We start from the raw sequence: 17,161 nt of genomic DNA on the forward strand, positions 1-17,161 counted from the left end.
GCTACGACGCGGGGGCCGCGTTGCGCCAGACCGTCACGTCGAGCGTCATGTAGGTGCTGGGCGAGTCCTCCGGAGAGATGCCCCTCACGGTGACGAGGCCCATGTGGCCGGTCCCTGTCGTGACGCACAGCTGGCGGCCCTGGGACAGCTTGTTCACGTACACCTCCTTGGTGAACCGGGTCTCCGCGCGGCACACGTCGAGGGAGCCCTCCTGCCCCGGGTCGAGGAGCACCATGTTGCCGCCGCTGCTCTCGGCGTCGAGGTAACCGCCGGTGTCGTAGGAGAGTTCGTACCCGCCGTCCTCGCCGTCCTGGGGCCGTACGACCTCGTCCCCGAGGGTCAGGTGGTAGCCGGCGGTGAGGTTGATGCTCTCGAAGTCGGCGGGCTTCGCGGCGGCCGCCGTCGGGGGCTTCGCACTCGGCGTGCCGCCGGTTCCGTTGCTGCCGCCGGTCCCGGTGGGGCCCGAAGCCGTCGGGCCACCCGTACCGCCGCTCGGCTTGTCGTCGTCCGCGGCGTTCGTCCGCTCCTTGTCCTTCAGGAGCGTGTAGGCCGTGACACCGCCCACGGCGCCGAAGGCGAGCACGGCGGCCACGGCGACGAGCAGCCCCTTCCTGGCCGAGCCGCGCCGTGCGCCGGGCGGCCCGGACATCGGCCCGCCGGGGGCTCCGGGGTGCGGGTACGACGACGGCGGGTACGGCCCCTGTGGCGGCTGGTAGGCGTGACCGGGTGCCGCATGGGTCGGCGCCGCGTGCGGCGGGGCGGCATGGGTCGGCGCCGTGTGCGTCGGGGCGGCATGGGTCGGCGCCGTGTGCGTCGGGGCGGCATGGGTCGGCGCCGTGTGCGTCGGGGCGGCATGGGTCGGCGCCGTGTGCGGCGGGGCGGCATGGGTCGGTGCCGCGTGCGGCGGGGGCGTGCTGTACGGCCCGGGCGGCGGGGTCGCCTGGTGTCCCGCGGACGGCCCGTACGCCCCGGGCGGGGCGGCCGGCGGAGCCGGGGTCGACGGAGCGGTCGGCGAGTAGGCCACGGCGGGCGCCGGCGGCCCGGCCGGAGCGGTGGGCGGGTAGCCGCCCGTGGGCGCGGTCGGCGGGGGCGGCGGCGTCTGGACGGGCGCCGGAGCGGCCGCACGCGCCGTGATGTCGGCGGAGACCGGGCCCGGCAGCCAGTCCTCGGGCCGGCGGAGCACGGTCGACGCGTTCGCCGCCTGGCAGAGCTGGATGATCTCGGCGAGCGACGGCCGCGCCTCCGGGTCCTTCACCAGGCACCGGGTGACCAGCTCGCTCAGGCGCTCCGGCACCGCGCCGAGGTCGGGCTCCTCGTGCACGATCCGGTAGAGGACGCCGTGCGAGGTCCCCTCGCCGAACGCCGGGACCCCTGTCGACGCGTACGCCGCGACCTGCCCGAGCGCGAAGACGTCGGTGGCCGCGGTCACCCTGCGCCCGGCGGCCTGCTCGGGCGCCATGAACGACGGGGTGCCGATGGTGACGCCACTGCCGGTGAGGGAGGTCGCGTCGGCCGCGTGCGCGATGCCGAAGTCGATGACGCGGGGCCCGTCGGCGGCGAGCAGTACGTTGGACGGCTTGAGGTCGCGGTGCACGATCCCGGCGCCGTGGATGACGTGCAGGGCCTCGGCCATGCCCGCGACGAGCAGCAGCACCGTCTCCACGGGCAGTGCGCCGTGGGAGACGACCGCGTCGGCGAGCGAGGGGCCGGGGACGTAGGCGGTCGCCAGCCAGGGCTGTGCCCCCTCGGGGTCGGCGTCGATCACGGGCGCGGTGAAGAGCCCCTGGACGCGCTGCGCGGAGCGCACCTCCTGGGCGAAGCGGCGGCGGAACTCCGCGTCCTCGCCGAACTCGGGGCGGATCAGCTTGATGGCGACGGGCCGGCCTCCGGGGGTGTACGACAGGTACACCTTGCCCATGCCGCCGGCGCCCAGCCGTGCGGCGAGCCGGTATCCCGCCACTGTGGTGGGGTCGTCTGCCGCGAGCGGCTGGAAGACCTCGCCCGTGCCGCCCCCGCGACCCGACTGCTGACCACTCATGAACTCGTGTCTCCCCACGCAGACCTCAATTGCCGGACGGCACCCTACCGTTTCCGGACACCGGTCCCGCCCTGTCTACGGGGAGCGCCGGGGAAGGGTTCGGTTCAACCGCCGTATGTGTGAGGGGTCGTGGTGGAAAGGGTGAGGAATCCGAGGCGGTGGAGGATGGGGCGGCTCGTGTCGGCCGCGTCGACCTGGACGTAGCGGTGGCCTCGTTCGGCGGCGATGCGCGCGCGGTGGGCGACGAGTGCGCGGTAGAGGCCGCGGCCGCGCCAGGACTCGACGGTGCCGCCGCCCCAGAGGCCGGCGAAGTCGGTGCCGGGGCAGAGTTCGAGGCGGGCGGCGCTGACGGGCTCGCCGTCCGCGAGGGCGAGGACGGCGGTGACGGTGTCGGGGTCGGCCGCGAGCCGGTCCAGGAGCTGGCGTTCGAGGTGCCCGCTGTCGGTGCCGAAGGCGCGTTCGTGGACCTCGGCCACCTGGCGTACCCCCGACTCGTCGGTGACGGCCCGGAGCTCGACGCCGGCGGGCAGCGGTACGTCGTGGGGCAGCTCGGCGGCCTCGGCGGCCATCAGGGTCTCGGGGTCCTCGGCGGCGAAGCCCGCGGCGAGGAGCCTTTCGCCGAGGTCGACGGGGGTGTCGTGGGCGTACAGCTTCCACTCGAAGGGCAGCCCTTCGGCGCGGTAGTGGTCGATCTGGCCTGCGATGGCACGGTCGGCGTTCTCGGCGTCGAGACCGGACCAGAGGACGCCGTTCCAGGCGTGCGCGGGTCCGGTCTGGCGGACGACGTCGCCGACGCGCTCGACCCGGCAGCCGGGCCCGTCGGGGCGGGCGTCGCGTCGGAGCTGACGGTCGTACAGGTCACGGAGGTGCTGGGGTTCCATGCGGGCCACTCCAGCACCCGTCCCCGCGCCCGGCAACGGGTTTACCGGAGGGGCCGGAGGCCGCCCGGCTACGGGATGACCGCAGGGGCCGGAGGGGCCGGAGGGGCCACCCCTCCCCGCAGGAGCCGCCCGCCCTGCCCGAACCACCCGAAACACCCCGAGGTGGGATTGCGGCACAAGCCGGGAACCTTGCTCCGACCCCTTGCCAACCCCCCGGTGCCTCCGGTTTTACTGACCGGGAACGGATCGACCGAATGATCGGTCGTCCGTTTTACGACCGTGGAGGAGTGGCGCGATGACGGAACTGCTGGACAGCGGCGAACGGCTCGGACGCGAGGAGCTTGCGGCCCTCCAGCTGGAGCGGCTGCGGGCGAGCCTGCGCCACGCGTACGAGAACGTGGACTTCTACCGGCGCTCCTTCGACGCGGCCGGAGTGACCCCGGACGACTGCCGTACGCTCGCGGACCTGGCCCGCTTCCCCTTCACCGCCAAGACGGACCTGCGCGACCACTACCCCTTCGGCATGTTCGCCGTCGACCAGTCCCGGATCCGGCGCATCCACGCCTCCAGCGGCACCACCGGCCGGCCGACCGTCGTCGGCTACACCGACGGCGACCTCGACATGTGGGCCGACGTGGTCGCCCGCTCGCTGCGCGCCGCCGGGGCACGCCCCGGGCACAAGGTGCACGTGGCGTACGGATACGGCCTGTTCACGGGCGGACTCGGCGCGCACTACGGCGCGGAGCGGCTCGGGTGCACGGTGATCCCCGCGTCGGGCGGCATGACGGCCCGGCAGGTGCAGCTCATCCAGGACTTCCGTCCCGAGATCATCATGGTGACCCCCTCGTACATGCTGACGCTGCTCGACGAGTTCGAGCGGCAGGGCGTGGACCCGCGCTCGACCTCCCTGAAGGTGGGCGTCTTCGGCGCCGAGCCGTGGACGGAGGCGATGCGGAAGGAGATCGAGGAGGCCTTCGCGATCGACGCGGTCGACATCTACGGCCTGTCGGAGGTGATCGGCCCCGGCGTGGCACAGGAGTGCGTGGAGACGAAGGACGGCCTGCACATCTGGGAGGACCACTTCTACCCGGAGATCGTGGACCCGTTCACGGGCGAGGTGCTGCCGGACGGCGAGGAGGGGGAGCTCGTCTTCACCTCGCTCACCAAGGAGGCCATGCCGATCGTCCGCTACCGGACGCGCGATCTGACCCGACTGCTGCCGGGGACCGCGCGAGTGTTCCGGCGGATGGAGAAGGTCACGGGGCGCAGCGACGACATGATCATCCTGCGCGGGGTGAACCTCTTCCCCACCCAGATCGAGGAGATCGTCCTCCGCACCCCGGCCGTGGCCCCGCACTTCCAGCTCCGGCTGACCCGCGAGGGCCGGCTCGACGCCCTGACCGTACGGGCCGAGGCCCGCGCGGGCGCGACGGTCGAGCAGCGCGCGGAGGCGGCCCGGACGATCTCGGCGGCGGTCAAGGACGGCATCGGGGTCTCGGTGGGCGTGGAGGTGGTCGACCCGGAGACCCTGGAGCGCTCGGTGGGCAAGATCAAGCGGATCGTGGACCTGCGGAAGACGTCCTAGCCGGCCGCCCGTCACCTCCGTGGCGGACCTGGCCGATCGTATGCGAACGGCCCCTGCGCACGTACCCGATCGCGTACGGTCTGCGGCAGGGGCGGGACCACCCTGGCCCCAGGCGTCACCGGGAGCGGGGGACTCGGCATGGGCGGGCCACGGCTTGAGCCGTTACAGGGGGACGACCCGCGCCGGCTGGGCACGTACCGGCTGATCGGCCGGATCGGCTCCGGCGGCATGGGGCGGGTCTATCTCGGCCGCACCGTCAGCGGCCGGCTGGTCGCGGTCAAGACGCTGCTCGCCGACGGCGTGCCCGAGGAGTCCGACCGGCGGCGCTTCGCCCGTGAGGCCGCGCTGGCCCGCCGCGTCACCGGGGCCTTCACGGTATCCGTGATGGACGCGGACGCGGAGGCCCCGAGGCCGTGGATGGCCACCGAGTACATCCCCGCCCCCTCGCTCGCCGAACTCGTCCGGGAGGCAGGCCCGCTGCCCGCCCCGGCCGTGCGCTGGATCGCCGTCGGCATGGCCGAGGCCCTCGCGGACCTCCACGGCGCGGGCGTCGTCCACCGCGACGTCAAACCCGGCAACGTGCTGCTGCCGCTGTCCGGCCCCCGCCTCATCGACTTCGGCATCTCCCACGCCCTCGACCTGACCCGCACCACCCTGACGCTGGGCACGATGGCCTTCACCTCGCCGGAACAGGCACGCGGCGAGGCGTCGACGGCTGCATCCGACATGTACTCCATGGGGGCGACGCTGCTCCATCTCGCGACGGCGCGGTTCCCGTACGGGCCGGTGAACGACGCGTTCCGGCTGCTGGCTCGCGTCCAGCGCGCCGACGTCGACGATCGCCTCCTGCCGGAGGAGCTGCGGGAACTGGTCCTCCCGCTGCTCTCCCTGTCCCCGGCGGACCGGCCGACACCGGCGGCTCTGCTCGCCGGCTTCGCGAAGGACCCGACCGGCGGCAGCGAACTGCTCCCCGCGTCGTGGACGGCTGCGATCAGGGCGCACCAGGACTTCGTGGCACCGCGGCCGGACGAGGAGTCCGCGGCCTTCGACGCCCCCATGTCCTCGACTCCCGGCACGCCGGAGGAAGGCGTCCTTGAAGCATCCTCGCCTCCCGCTGCCCCGGCGGGATCCCATGAGGCGCCCACTCGCACGGCCCCGCCCCGCGCCCCCCTTCCCTCGTCCCAGCCCGCGCGTGTGCCGCCGGGGCCGCGGCGCCGAGTCCTGGGTGCGGTGGCCGGCGTACTCGCCGTCGTGCTGGCGACGGGCGGCTATGTGGGGTACCGCCAGGGGCTGTTCGACACCGGCGACCCCGACCTCGCCGACAAGGTCCCCGCCGTCGGTGACTGCCTCGGCAACACCCGCTCCGGCAAGGAGACGTTCACTCCCGGCCGGCCTCGTGTAGTCGACTGCGGCACGACCGGCGCCCGGACGGTCGTGATGGGGGCACGCGCGGACGGCTCCTGCCTCAACGTGTCCGTCGTGGGCGAGCGCTGGGCGGCGCAGAAGCTGTGCGTGGCACCGCACGTCGTGGCCGGCGACTGTCTCGATGCCGGCCAGGGCGACGGTGGATTCCTCTCCATCGACGTGCTGTGGTCGGAACGGACCTGCGGCGAAGGAAGGCAGCTGAAGGTGGTCAAGGTCGTCGACGCGCCCCGGGACGCGTTCACCGACTGCGGCACGGAATGGAACGCGCGGCCGAACAGCCTCCCGTACACCGAGACCTGGGACCGGGACTACTGCCTCAAGCCCGCCTAGGGCCTGTCCGGCGGATCAGGGTCGGCCCCGGCCATGATCCGCCGGACAGGCCTAGCCGTCCGCGTACCGCTCGCGCAGCTCACGCTTGAGGATCTTGCCGCTGGCGTTGCGGGGCAGCTCCGGGAGGAAGTGGATGCGCTTCGGGGCCTTGAAGTGGACCAGGTTCTCCCGCGCGTGGGTGAGCAGTTCCGTCTCGGTGACCTCGCCGCGCGGGACGACCACCGCCGTGACCGCCTCGATCCAGCGTTCGTCGGGGAGGCCGATCACGGCCACCTCGGCGACCCCCGGATGGGTGTAGAGCGCGTCCTCCACCTGGCGCGAAGCGACCAGCACGCCACCGGAGTTGATGACGTCCTTCACCCGGTCGACGATCGTGAGATAGCCCTCGGCGTCGCGGACGGCGAGGTCGCCCGAGCGGAACCAGCCGTCCCTGAAGGCCGCCTCGGTCTCCTCGGGCTTGCGCCAGTACCCGTCGCACAGCTGCGGGGAGCGGTAGACGATCTCGCCGGGGGTGCCGGCGGGCACGTCCTTGCCGTCCTCGTCGACGACCCGCGCCTCGACGTGGCGGACGGGCCGGCCGCAGGAGTCCATCCGGCCCTCGTGCTCGTCGGGGCCGAGGACCGTGGCGAGGGGGCCGATCTCGGACTGGCCGAAGCAGTTGTAGAAGCGCAGTTCGGGGAGTCGTGCGCGCAGCCCCTCGAGGACCGGTACGGGCATGATCGAGGCCCCGTAGTAGGCCTTGCGCAGGGCCGACAGGTCGCGGTCCGCGAACTCGGGGTGGTTGGCGAGGCCGATCCACACCGTCGGAGGGGCGAAGAGGCTGTCGGCGCGGCCCGCCTCGATCAGGTCGAAGAGGACGGCCGGATCGGGTCCGTCGACGATCGTGTTCTCGGCGCCGACGGCGAGATACGGCAGCAGGAAGACGTGCATCTGGGCCGAGTGGTAGAGCGGCAGCGCGTGCACCGGCCGGTCGTCCTCGTGCAGGTCGAGCGCCTCGATCGCGCTCGCGTACTCGTGGACGAGCGCCCGGTGGGTCATCGTCGCGCCCTTGGGCAGCGCGGTGGTGCCCGAGGTGTAGAGCAGTTGGACGACCTCCCGGGCGTCACGGTCGCTGTCGTACGCCTCCGGCTCCGCGAGCGCGTCGAGGAGTGAACCGGGCGCGTCCCGCAGCGCCTTGACCGCGAAACCGTCCGGTACGCGCTCCGCGAGGGCGGGGTCGGCGAGGACCAGGGAGGTCTCGGACTGTTCGAGGAGGTACGTGAGGTCCTCGCCGGTCAGGTGGTGGTTGACCGGCACATGGATCAGGCCCGCCCGGGAGCAGGCGAGGAACGCGATGAGGTAGGCGTCCGAGTTGTGGCCGTAGGTCGCGACCCGGGCGGCCTCGGGCAGGCCGAGGCCGTGGTGCGGTTCCCGCAGGACGGCCGCGGCGGTGGAGACGGCCGTGTCCAGCTCGGCGTACGTCCAGGTCCGGTCGGCGTAGCGGAGGGCGATCCGGTCGGGGACGCGCTGAGCGCTCATGCGCAGGACACCGTCGACGGCGCGGCTGAGGAGTCGATCCATGCCGTGATCCTCCGCGCGCACCGGGCGGAAGGTCAAGTACCGTGCGGGCGCGCCGGACAGGCCCGGACCTCGGATACCGAACGGGATGTTGACACGGGGGCCCGCGACTGCGTGCATGGTCCAACCCGTAGTGCTCATCCGCCCGTTGGGAGGCACCTTGCACCTCCGTACCCGTCTGAAGCACCTGGCGCTCACCGCATCCGCCCTCGCCGTCGTCACCGCCACGCTGCCCGGCGCGGCGGCCGCCGACTCCGGGGGCCGGGGCCACCGTCCGTCCGACCGGGGCTTGTCGGCGGTCATCCGGTACACCGAGTACGGCATCCCGCACATCGTGGCCGAGGACTACGCGAACCTCGGCTTCGGGACGGGCTGGGCCCAGGCCGCCGACCAGGTATGCACGCTCGCGGACGGCTTCCTGACGGTGAACGGGGAGCGCTCCCGGTACTTCGGCCCGGACGCCGCCCCGGACGGCTCGCTGTCCTCCGCCGCCACGAACCTCTCCAGCGACCTGTACTTCCGCGGGGTGAGGGACGCCGGAACCGTCGAGGCGCTGGTCGGCACTCCGGCGCCGACCGGTCCGAGCCGCGATCTGAAGGAGCTCATGCGCGGCTGGGCGGCCGGGTACAACGCCTGGCTGCGGAAGAACCGCGTCACTGATCCCGCCTGCGCGAAGGCCGACTGGGTCCGCCCGGTGACGGCCCTCGACGTGGCCCGGCGCGGTTTCGCCGTCTCGGTGCTCGGCGGCCAGGGCCGTGCCGTCGACGGCATCACCACCGCCCGGCCGCCGGCCACTCCCGCCGGCCCGCCGACCGGCGCACCGCACACCGGCGCGGACGGGCAGACGCCCGCACCGCCGGCCGGTGCCTCCGGGCAGCTGCCCGACCCGGAGCGGGCCGCCGAGGCCGCGCGGGAACTCTTCGCCGCCGAAAACGCCACGATGGGCTCCAACGCCGTTGCCTTCTCGGGGGCCACCACGGCGAACGGGCGCGGCCTGCTCCTGGGCAACCCCCACTACCCCTGGCAGGGCGGCCGCCGCTTCTGGCAGTCGCAGCAGACCATCCCCGGGGAGCTGAACGTCTCGGGCGCCTCGCTCCTCGGCACGACCGTCGTGAACATCGGCTTCAACGACAAGGTGGCCTGGAGCCACACCGTCGCCACCGGCGTCCCGTTCAACCTGCACCAGCTGATGCTCGCCCCGGGCGACCCGACCTCGTACCTGGTGGACGGCCGGCCGGAACGGATGACCCCGCGTCAGGTGACCGTCCCGGTCAAGGGCGGCGCCCCGGTCACCCGGACCCAGTGGTGGACCCGGTACGGCCCCGTCGTCGGCGGTCTCGGCGCACAGCTCCCGCTGCCGTGGACGGCGAGCACGGCGTACGCGCTCAACGACCCCAACGCGAGCAATCTGCGCGGCTCCGACACCGCGCTCGGCTTCGGCAAGGCGCGCTCCACCCGGGACATCGCCGAGGCCCTGCGGCGCACCCAGGGGCTGCCCTGGGTCAACACGATCGCGGCGGACTCGGCGGGCCACTCCTACTTCAGTCAGTCGCAGGTGCTCCCCCGGATCACCGACGAGCTCGCCGCGCGCTGCTCCACCCCGCTGGGCCGGGCCACCTACCCCTCGTCGGGGGTGGCGGTGCTCGACGGCTCGCGGTCGGACTGCGCGCTCGGCTCCGACCCGGACGCGGTGCAGCCGGGCGTCTTCGGGCCGGCGAGGATGCCGGTGCTGCGGGACACGCCGTACGTGGAGAACTCCAACGACAGTGCCTGGCTGGCCAACGCCGACCGGCCGTTGACCGGCTACGAGCGGATCTTCGGCACGATCGCCACGCAGCGCTCGCTGCGTACCCGCGGCGGTGTCGAGGACGTGGCGGCGATGGCGGCGCGCGGCGATCTGACGGTCGCCGACCTGCAGCGCCAGCAGTTCGCCAACCGGGCTCCGGCCGGTGATCTGGCGGCGGCCGACGCGGCACGGTCCTGTGGGACGGCGCTGCCGGACGATCCCGGGGCCTGCCGGGTGATCGGCGCCTGGGACCGGACGGTGAACACGGACAGCAGGGGCGCGCTGCTCTTCGACCGCTTCTGGCGGAAGTTCACGGCGGCGGTGCCGTCGGCCCAGCAGTGGACGGTGCCGTTCTCGGCGACGGATCCGGTCCGTACCCCGAACACCCTGAACACGGCGGCACCGGGCTTCACGAAGGCCCTGGCGGACGCGGTGGCGGAGCTGCGGGCGGCGGGGATCCCGCTGGACGCACCGCTCGGCGCGCACCAGTTCGTCGTACGGAACGGGGAGCGGATCCCGGTGAGCGGCGGCACCGAGTCGCTGGGCGTCTGGAACAAGACGGAGCCGGTGTGGAACGCGGCGGGCGGCGGCTACCCGGAGGTCGCGCACGGGACCAGTCATGTGCAGGCGGTGGGCTGGGACGGCGGCCGGTGCCCGGTGGCCCGCACCCTGCTCTCGTACTCCCAGTCCTCGAACCCGATGTCGCCGCACTACAGCGACCAGACCCGGCTGTACGCGGGCGAGCGCTGGGTGACCTCCCGGTTCTGCGAGAAGGACATCCTGCGCTCGCCGGCGCTGCGGGTGGTGGTCGCCAGGGGCTGAACGGTTCTGCTCGGTCTGACGCAGGGCTCGTCAGGGGCTGAACGACAGGAACACGAAGGCGGCGAAGATCGCGAGATGGACGCCGCCCTGGAGGAGCGTGGCCCGTCCGGGCACCACGGTCAGGGCGCTCACCACACTGGTGAGGACGAGCAGGACCATGTGGAGCGGGCCCAGGCCGAGGACCAGGGGTCCGGACAGCCAGATCGAGGCGAGCGCGATCGCCGGAATCGTCAGGCCGATGCTGGCGATCGCGGAGCCGTACGCGAGGTTGAGGCTGGTCTGGACGCGGTCCCTGCGGGCCGCGCGGACGGCGGCGAGGGTCTCGGGCAGCAGCACCATCAGGGCGATGACGACACCGACGACCGCCTTGGGCAGGCCCGCCGACTCGACGCCGTCCTCGATGGTCGGCGAGATCAGCTTGGCGTTGCCGACGACGGCGACGAGGGCGACGACCAGGAGGCCGAGGCTGGTCCAGGCGTCGCGCCGGGTCGGCGGGTCCGCGTGCTCGTCCTCCGAGTCATGGCCGGGACGCGGTACGGGGAGGAAGTAGTCCCGGTGCCGTACGGTCTGGACGCCGACGAACACCCCGTACAGGCAGATGGAGGCGACGGCGGCGAAGGCGAGCTGGGCGGAGGAGAACTCGGGGCCCGGGTGGCTGGTCGTGAAGGTCGGCAGGACCAGTGTCATCGTGGCCAGGGTGCAGACCGTGGCGAGCGCGCCGCCGGAGCCCTCGGCGTTGAAGACCGCGACCCGGTTGCGGAGCGCGGCGACGAGCAGGGAGAGGCCGACGATGCCGTTGCAGGTGATCATGACGGCGGCGAAGACGGTGTCGCGCGCGTAGGTCGAGGTCTTCTCGCCGCCTCCCGCCATCAGTGTGACGATGAGTCCGACCTCGATGACGGTGACGGCCACGGCGAGGACGAGCGAGCCGTAGGGTTCGCCCACCCGGTGGGCGATGACCTCGGCGTGGTGGACCGCGGCGAGGACGGCGGCGATCAGGCAGAGCGCGATGAGCCCGACGGCGAAGCCCGGCAGGTCGCGCCCCCAGGCCGCGACAAGCGCAAGCGCCGCCACCACCGGCCCCCAGGTGGTCCACTGCCGTGCCAATGACGCCGTGCTCGAACTCATGATCCGCATCCTGCCACAAAGGGGGCTTTCGCCCGGTTCGGTCAATCCAAGGGGTCGCTGAGGCCGCGCTCGTACGCGCTGAGGGTCTCGAGGAACATCCGCCGCTGCGCCGCGTCGAGCGGGGCGAGGGCGAAGCGCCAGGCGTCTGCGCTGCGGCCGAGCCAGCCGTCGATGGCGGCAGCGTGCGCCGGCGCGATGGAGACGATCTTGCGCCTGCGGTCGGCGGGGTCCTCGACCCGTTCCAGCACGCCCTTCTTCGCCAGGTCCCCCACCATGAGACTCACGGTCGTCGGGGCGATCTCCAGGCGGGCGGCGAGCTCGTTGACGCTCAGCGACCCGTCGAACAGGAGATAGGCGAGCAGGGAGAGATGGCGGGGCGCCAGCGTGAGCGTCTGCAGCTCCTCAGGAATCCTGATCCGCTTCGCCCTCGAGACCATCCGAGGCATGAGCAGCAGCAACGTGCGCACGGCCTCGTCGAGTTCCGGCCCGTCGGCGGCCTCGTCCCCCTCGTGTGCGGTTGACACCGTGCACCCTCCCTTTTAGCTTTGCTTTCAAAGCAAATAGATCCGTCGGGATCGATGCTACCGGAAGGCACAGCCATGCCCGATTTCAACCAACAGGTCATCGAGGAGTTCCGCGCCAACGGCGGCCGGGTGGGCGGGATGTTCGAGGGCGCGGCCCTGCTCCTGCTCACCACGACGGGCGCCCGCAGCGGGCGGGCACACACCAACCCCGCCGTGTACGTGCGCGACGGGGCACGGCTGCTCGTCTTCGCGTCGAACGCCGGCGGGCCGAAGCACCCGGCCTGGTTCCACAACCTCAGCGCCGACCCGTACGTGACCGTCGAGCTGGGCACCCCCGAGGGGACCGTCGAGCGCTTCGGGGCGACGGCGGTGGTGACGGAGGGCGAGGAGCGGGACCGGCTGTACGCGGAACAGGCGGGCCGCGACCCGGGGTTCGCCGCCTACCAGGCGGCCACGGACCGGATCATCCCGGTCGTCGCCCTGCACCGGGTGGACCTCGGGGACCCGGCGCGGCACCGGGCGATCGCCGACCACCTGGTCAAGGTCCACGCCGAACTGCGCGCCGAGCTGACGGCGTTACGCGAGGGGCTGGGGTCCGCGGCGGAGGAGGCGACGGATCCGGCGGGCTCGACGGACACCGCAGGCACGGCGGTACGGCACACCCCGACTCTCGGCAGCCGGCTGGCCCGCCACTGCCTGACCTTCTGCGGCGCGCTGCACGCCCACCATCACAACGAGGACAGCGCCTTCGACCTCCTGGAGCGCGAGTTCCCGGAGCTGTCCGACTCGCTGGACCGGATGCGCGAGGAGCACAAGGTGGTCGCCCGCACGGTGGAGGAACTGGAGGCGCTCCTCACCTCGGGGGCCGCACCCGCGACCCTCCGCGCCGAGGTGGACCGGCTGGCCACCCGGCTGGAGGAACACTTCACGTACGAGGAGGCACAGCTGGTCCCGGCCCTCACGCGCTCCCGGGCCGTGCCCGGCACGTAGCCCCGGCGGCGGACCTCGGGTCACCCGGCTTCGGCGGCGGACTTCAGGTCTCGCAGCCACGCTTCGAGGCCCTCACGTCCCCGGGTACCAGGCGCCCGCGGACACCACCGCCGTCTCCGCCGAGATCATGACGACGCTGCTCGACGCGTGCGCGTCGCTCCCCCGGGCGGGCGCGACGACCTCCTTCGGCAGCCATCTGGAGGACCATCGGGGCTGGGCCGCGGGCCATCCCGCCCCGCCCGGCGCCCTCCACCGGTTCCTGACCTTCTGGACCCGTGTGCACGGCGTCCTGTCACTGGAACTCGCAGGCCACTTCACCGGCATGGACTTCGACCCGGCCCTGCTCTTCGCGGCCGAACTGGACGAGCTGCTGGCACCCCGGCCCTGAGGCCGGCCGCAGGGCCCGGAGGCCGGCCGCGGGGCCCGGAGGTCGGCCGCGGGGCCCTACGGCGTACGGAAGCCGCGGAAGGTCACGTGTGTGCGCGTCACGAAGCCGAGCTTCTCGTAGAGGGCGCGCGCACCGGCGTTCGCCTCGGCCACATGGAGGAAGGCCCCCTCGCCCCGCGCCTCGATGCGTGCCGCGAGCGCGCCGACCAGGCGGGCGGCGTGGCCCTGCCCGCGGGCCTCGGGGGCGGTGCAGACCGCGCTGATCTCGGTCCACCCCGGAGGCCGGAGCCGCTCGCCGGCCATGGCGACCAGCGTGCCCTTCGCACGGATGCCGAGGTAGGTGCCCAGTTCGGGGGTCCGGGACCAGAACGGCCCGGGTCGCGTGCGTTCGACCAGGTCCAGCATCTCGGGCACGCTGTCCGCGCCCAGTTCGACCACGCCGTCGTCCGTCTCGTCTCCCGGAAGCCCGGGCGCGCCGTCGCCCGGCCGGATCATCTGGCGGCCTTCCAGGACGAAGACGGGCTCCCAGTCCGACGGCGGGAGAACCGGGCAGCTGAACATGTCGGCGAACGCGCCCCGGCCGAGGAGTTCGGTGAGGTCGGCCCACCTCGCCGGATCCGGGTCGGTGGAGACGGCGGCGAAGGTCGAGACGTCCGGCAGATAGGTGACGGCCCTGCCGACGCGGCGGGCGAGATGGGCGTGACGGCCCCGGAGGGACTCGCCCACGGGGTCGTCCAGTACGAAGGGATCGCGGCCCGCCATCGTGTCGTCCCTCTCATGCTCCGTGTCGAACGGGGAAGGCGGTCACCGTGGGAGACCTCCTCGCGCACGAAGTCTAAGCGGACGCAGAAAGCTGTTCCTGATCACCCTCGCGGTCGACGGGCGCCGCCCGCGGGCCGGGAGCCGTCGGGGTCCTCAGAGCGGGCGCTCGCGGCCCTCCCAGTACGGGTCGCGCAGGCGGCGCTTGTACAGCTTGCCGTTGGGGTCGCGCGGCATGGCCTGGACGAAGTCGACCGACTTCGGGCGCTTGAAGCCGGCGAGGCGGTCGGCGCAGTGGGCCAGGATCTCCTCGGCGAGCGCCGCCCCGGGCTCGTACCCCTCGGCCGCCTCGACGACCGCCTTGACCTCCTCGCCCCAGTCGGCGTGCGGGATGCCGAAGGCGGCGGCGTCGGCGACGGCGGGGTGGGCGAGGAGGGCGGCCTCGATCTCGGCCGGGTAGATGTTGACCCCGCCGGAGATGATCATGTCGATCTTGCGGTCGCGCAGGAAGAGATAGCCGTCCTCGTCGAGGACGCCGAGGTCCCCGACGGTGAAGAAGTCGCCGATGCGGTTCTTCGCGGTCTTCGCCTCGTCCTTGTGGTACTGGAATCCGCCGGTGTTCATCTTCAGGTAGACGGTGCCGAGTTCACCCGGAGGCAGCCGGACCCCGTCGTCGTCGAAGACGGCCAGTTCGCTGATGGGCCAGGCCCGGCCGACCGTCCCGGGCTTCTTCAGCCACTCCTCGGCGGTCGCGAAGGCGCCGCCGCCCTCGCTCGCGGCGTAGTACTCCTCGACACACCGGCCCCACCAGTCGATCATCGCCCGCTTGACGTGCTCGGGGCACGGTGCGGCGCCGTGGATGGCGTGGCGCATCGAGGAGACGTCGTACCGGTTCCGTACCTCCTCGGGCAGGGAGAGCAGGCGGTGGAACTGGGTGGGGACCATGTGGGTGTGGGTGCAGTCGTACCGGTCGATCAGACGGAGCATCTCCTCGGGCGTCCACCGGTCCATCAGGACCAGCGGGTGCCCGATGTGCAGGGCGGCGGCGGCGAACTGCAGCACCGCCGTGTGGTAGAGCGGCGAGCAGACGAGGTGGACGTTTCCGTCGGCCGGCCGGATGCCGAAGATGCCGAGGAAGCCGCCGAGATGGGTCTCCTCGGGGAGCTTCCCGGGGAGGGGCCGGCGGATGCCCCGGGGACGTCCGGTGGTGCCGGAGGTGTAGTTCATGACCCAGCCGAGGGTGCGGTCGGCGGGCGGGCTCGTGTCCTGTCCTTCGAGGAGTTCGCCGTACGCGCGGAAGCCGGGGATCGTGCCGACGGCGTACCGGTGGGTGGCGGCGAGTCCGGCCTCGTCGGCGGCGAGGGTCACGGCCTCGGCGAACCGCTCGTGGGCGACGAGGACCTTGGCGCCGGAGTCGGCGACGATCCAGGCGATCTCGGGGCCGACGAAGTGGTGGTTGACCGGGACGAGGTAGAACCCGGCCTGGCTGGCGGCGAGATGGGCGGTGAAGAACTCCGGCCCGTTGGGCAGGACGACGGCGAACGCGTCGCCGCGCTCGAGGCCGGCCGCCCGCAGCCCGTGGACCAGTCGGTTGGCCTCGGCGTGCAGCCGGCCTGCGGTCCACTCCTCGCCGTCGGGTGCGATCAGGACCGTACGGCCGGGGTCGGCGGCTGCCTGCGCCCAGAATCCGGCGGCTGCGACTGACTGGCTCATGCCTCGCTCCGTCCGGCGATGCGGTTGATCCGGTCGACGGCCTTCTCGAAGCCGCGGGTGAGCTCGTCCACGACCTGCTGGACGCTGCGCTCGGAGTTCATCCGGCCGACGATCTGCCCGACGGGGGTGCCGAGCAGCGGTTCGACCTCGTACCGCTGGATACGGGAGACGGCCTCGGCGACCAGCAGTCCCTGGAGCGGCATGGGGAGCGTGCCGGGGCCCGCCGGGTCGTCCCATGCGTCGGTCCACTCGGTACGGAGCTGCCGGGCGGGCTTGCCGGTCAGGGCGCGGGAGCGGACGGTGTCGCCGGAACCTGCGGCGAGGAGCTTGGCGGTGAGGGCGCGGGAGTGCAGTTCGGCCTCGGTGGTGGTGAGCCAGACCGAGCCGAGCCAGACGCCCTGGGCGCCGAGGGCGAGTCCGGCGGCGATCTGCTCGCCGCTGCCGATGCCGCCGGCGGCGAGCACGGGCAGCGGCGACACGGCGTCGACGACCTCGGGGGTGAGCACCATGGAGGCGATCTCGCCGGTGTGGCCGCCGGCCTCGTAGCCCTGGGCGACGACGACGTCGATCCCGGCGTCGGCGTGGTGGCGGGCGTGCCGGGCGCTCCCGGCGAGGGCTGCGACGAGGACGCCGTGGTCGTGGGCCCGGGCGACGACGTCCGCGGGCGGGGAGCCGAGGGCGTTGGCGAGGAGCTTGATCGGGTAGTCGAAGGCCACGTCGAGCTGGTTGCGGGCGACCTGCTCCATCCAGCCGGTGATGCGCCAGCCGGAGGCCTCGCCCTCGGCGAGTTCGGGCACGCCGTGCTTGGCGAGCGTGGCGCGGACGAACGCCCGGTGCTCCTCCGGGATCATGGCCTCGACCTCGGCCTCGGTCAGTGTTCGGTTTCCCGGGGCCTCGACCTTCTTGGCGGGCATCACGACGTCGAGGCCGTAGGGCAGGCCGTCGGTGTTGTCCTGCATCCAGTCGAGGTCGCGGGCGAGGTCGTCGGGGGCGGTGTAGCGGACCGCGCCGAGGACGCCGAACCCGCCGGCTCTGGTCAGTGCGGCGGCCACCGCGGGGAAGGGCGTGAAGCCGAAGATGGCGTGCTCGATCCCCAGGGTGCGACTCAGCTCCGTCTTCATGGGCGGCAGGATGCCGCAGCGGCGCGACGGAGGGAAGAGGTTTTCTGATGCCTCGTCAGATTCTTTGGAACGCCGCACGCTTCCGCGACGCACCTCGACTCCGGTAAGAAAGTTT

General features: G+C 72.9%; 12 protein-coding genes and 1 pseudogene. 5 read left to right on the forward strand and 8 right to left on the reverse strand.

The window, feature by feature from the left end; translation table 11 throughout:
- Nucleotide 1 precedes the first annotated feature (1 nt).
- Both E0F75_RS03440 and E0F75_RS03445 read right to left on the reverse strand, forming a co-directional pair.
- Complete coding sequence (locus E0F75_RS03440) at nucleotides 2–2,038, reverse strand: serine/threonine-protein kinase (protein ID WP_187620898.1); 2,037 nt, start codon at nucleotides 2,036–2,038, stop codon at nucleotides 2–4.
- Nucleotides 2,039–2,142: 104 nt separating this feature from the next.
- Nucleotides 2,143–2,919, reverse strand: a complete 777-nt coding sequence (locus E0F75_RS03445) for a GNAT family N-acetyltransferase (protein WP_187620899.1) — start codon at nucleotides 2,917–2,919, stop codon at nucleotides 2,143–2,145.
- Between the two features lie 295 nt (nucleotides 2,920–3,214).
- Between E0F75_RS03445 and paaK the strand changes: the two genes are divergently transcribed.
- Together paaK and E0F75_RS03455 are read left to right on the forward strand one after the other, a co-directional pair.
- Nucleotides 3,215–4,504, forward strand: a complete 1,290-nt coding sequence (gene paaK / locus E0F75_RS03450) for a phenylacetate--CoA ligase PaaK (RefSeq protein WP_187620900.1) — start codon at nucleotides 3,215–3,217, stop codon at nucleotides 4,502–4,504.
- A 138-nt stretch (nucleotides 4,505–4,642) separates the two neighbouring features.
- Nucleotides 4,643–6,259: a serine/threonine-protein kinase gene (locus E0F75_RS03455; protein ID WP_187620901.1), complete on the forward strand. Its 1,617-nt coding sequence runs from the start codon at nucleotides 4,643–4,645 to the stop codon at nucleotides 6,257–6,259.
- Between the two features lie 51 nt (nucleotides 6,260–6,310).
- On the opposite strand, the gene E0F75_RS03460 is transcribed toward E0F75_RS03455, so the two are convergent.
- Nucleotides 6,311–7,819 (reverse strand): fatty acyl-CoA synthetase, encoded by a 1,509-nt coding sequence (locus tag E0F75_RS03460; protein ID WP_187620902.1) that lies wholly within the window; start codon nucleotides 7,817–7,819, stop codon nucleotides 6,311–6,313.
- A 157-nt stretch (nucleotides 7,820–7,976) separates the two neighbouring features.
- Here E0F75_RS03460 and E0F75_RS03465 point away from each other — a divergent pair, with 157 nt between their 5' ends.
- Entirely contained in the window at nucleotides 7,977–10,424 is a 2,448-nt protein-coding gene (locus tag E0F75_RS03465; protein ID WP_187620903.1) for a penicillin acylase family protein, read from the forward strand.
- Nucleotides 10,425–10,454: 30 nt separating this feature from the next.
- Here the strand turns inward: E0F75_RS03465 and E0F75_RS03470 are convergent, their stop codons facing one another.
- A complete protein-coding gene (locus E0F75_RS03470; protein ID WP_187620904.1) occupies nucleotides 10,455–11,552 on the reverse strand; it encodes a calcium:proton antiporter in 1,098 nt (365 codons plus the stop codon).
- Between the two features lie 41 nt (nucleotides 11,553–11,593).
- Nucleotides 11,594–11,998, reverse strand: a complete 405-nt coding sequence (locus tag E0F75_RS03475; protein ID WP_187621032.1) for a MarR family winged helix-turn-helix transcriptional regulator — start codon at nucleotides 11,996–11,998, stop codon at nucleotides 11,594–11,596.
- Between the two features lie 153 nt (nucleotides 11,999–12,151).
- Here E0F75_RS03475 and E0F75_RS03480 point away from each other — a divergent pair, with 153 nt between their 5' ends.
- Both E0F75_RS03480 and E0F75_RS03485 read left to right on the forward strand, forming a co-directional pair.
- Nucleotides 12,152–13,066, forward strand: a complete 915-nt coding sequence (locus E0F75_RS03480; RefSeq protein WP_187620905.1) for a nitroreductase/quinone reductase family protein — start codon at nucleotides 12,152–12,154, stop codon at nucleotides 13,064–13,066.
- Nucleotides 13,067–13,112: 46 nt separating this feature from the next.
- Nucleotides 13,113–13,454: pseudogene (locus E0F75_RS03485) on the forward strand (TetR-like C-terminal domain-containing protein); the annotation flags it as partial.
- Between the two features lie 56 nt (nucleotides 13,455–13,510).
- Here the strand turns inward: E0F75_RS03485 and E0F75_RS03490 are convergent.
- The 3 genes from E0F75_RS03490 to E0F75_RS03500 all read right to left on the reverse strand — a co-directional run bounded on the left by E0F75_RS03490 (nucleotide 13,511) and on the right by E0F75_RS03500 (nucleotide 17,046).
- Nucleotides 13,511–14,215 (reverse strand): GNAT family N-acetyltransferase, encoded by a 705-nt coding sequence (locus tag E0F75_RS03490; RefSeq protein ID WP_187620906.1) that lies wholly within the window; start codon nucleotides 14,213–14,215, stop codon nucleotides 13,511–13,513.
- Between the two features lie 153 nt (nucleotides 14,216–14,368).
- Nucleotides 14,369–15,925 carry an acyl-CoA synthetase gene (locus E0F75_RS03495; protein WP_187620907.1) on the reverse strand — a complete coding sequence of 519 codons (1,557 nt, stop codon included), beginning with the start codon at nucleotides 15,923–15,925 and terminating at the stop codon, nucleotides 14,369–14,371.
- Nucleotides 15,922–17,046 (reverse strand): nitronate monooxygenase family protein, encoded by a 1,125-nt coding sequence (locus E0F75_RS03500; protein WP_187620908.1) that lies wholly within the window; start codon nucleotides 17,044–17,046, stop codon nucleotides 15,922–15,924. The genes E0F75_RS03495 and E0F75_RS03500 overlap by 4 nt, the downstream gene beginning before the upstream one ends.
- Between the last annotated feature and the right edge of the window lie 115 nt (nucleotides 17,047–17,161).

The sequence above is a fragment of the Streptomyces sp. CB02980 genome, from assembly GCF_014451325.2.
Lineage (GTDB): Bacteria > Actinomycetota > Actinomycetes > Streptomycetales > Streptomycetaceae > Streptomyces.

Bases quoted from the DNA above. Each gene is read 5' to 3' on its own strand.
- E0F75_RS03440 (WP_187620898.1), bottom strand. From the start codon at position 2,038: ATGAGTGGTCAGCAGTCGGGTCGCGGGGGCGGCACGGGCGAGGTCTTC.
- E0F75_RS03445 (WP_187620899.1), bottom strand. From the start codon at position 2,919: ATGGAACCCCAGCACCTCCGTGACCTGTACGACCGTCAGCTCCGACGC.
- paaK (WP_187620900.1), top strand. From the start codon at position 3,215: ATGACGGAACTGCTGGACAGCGGCGAACGGCTCGGACGCGAGGAGCTT.
- E0F75_RS03455 (WP_187620901.1), top strand. From the start codon at position 4,643: ATGGGCGGGCCACGGCTTGAGCCGTTACAGGGGGACGACCCGCGCCGG.
- E0F75_RS03460 (WP_187620902.1), bottom strand. From the start codon at position 7,819: ATGGATCGACTCCTCAGCCGCGCCGTCGACGGTGTCCTGCGCATGAGC.
- E0F75_RS03470 (WP_187620904.1), bottom strand. From the start codon at position 11,552: ATGAGTTCGAGCACGGCGTCATTGGCACGGCAGTGGACCACCTGGGGG.
- E0F75_RS03475 (WP_187621032.1), bottom strand. From the start codon at position 11,998: ATGCCTCGGATGGTCTCGAGGGCGAAGCGGATCAGGATTCCTGAGGAG.
- E0F75_RS03480 (WP_187620905.1), top strand. From the start codon at position 12,152: ATGCCCGATTTCAACCAACAGGTCATCGAGGAGTTCCGCGCCAACGGC.
- E0F75_RS03490 (WP_187620906.1), bottom strand. From the start codon at position 14,215: ATGGCGGGCCGCGATCCCTTCGTACTGGACGACCCCGTGGGCGAGTCC.
- E0F75_RS03495 (WP_187620907.1), bottom strand. From the start codon at position 15,925: ATGAGCCAGTCAGTCGCAGCCGCCGGATTCTGGGCGCAGGCAGCCGCC.
- E0F75_RS03500 (WP_187620908.1), bottom strand. From the start codon at position 17,046: ATGAAGACGGAGCTGAGTCGCACCCTGGGGATCGAGCACGCCATCTTC.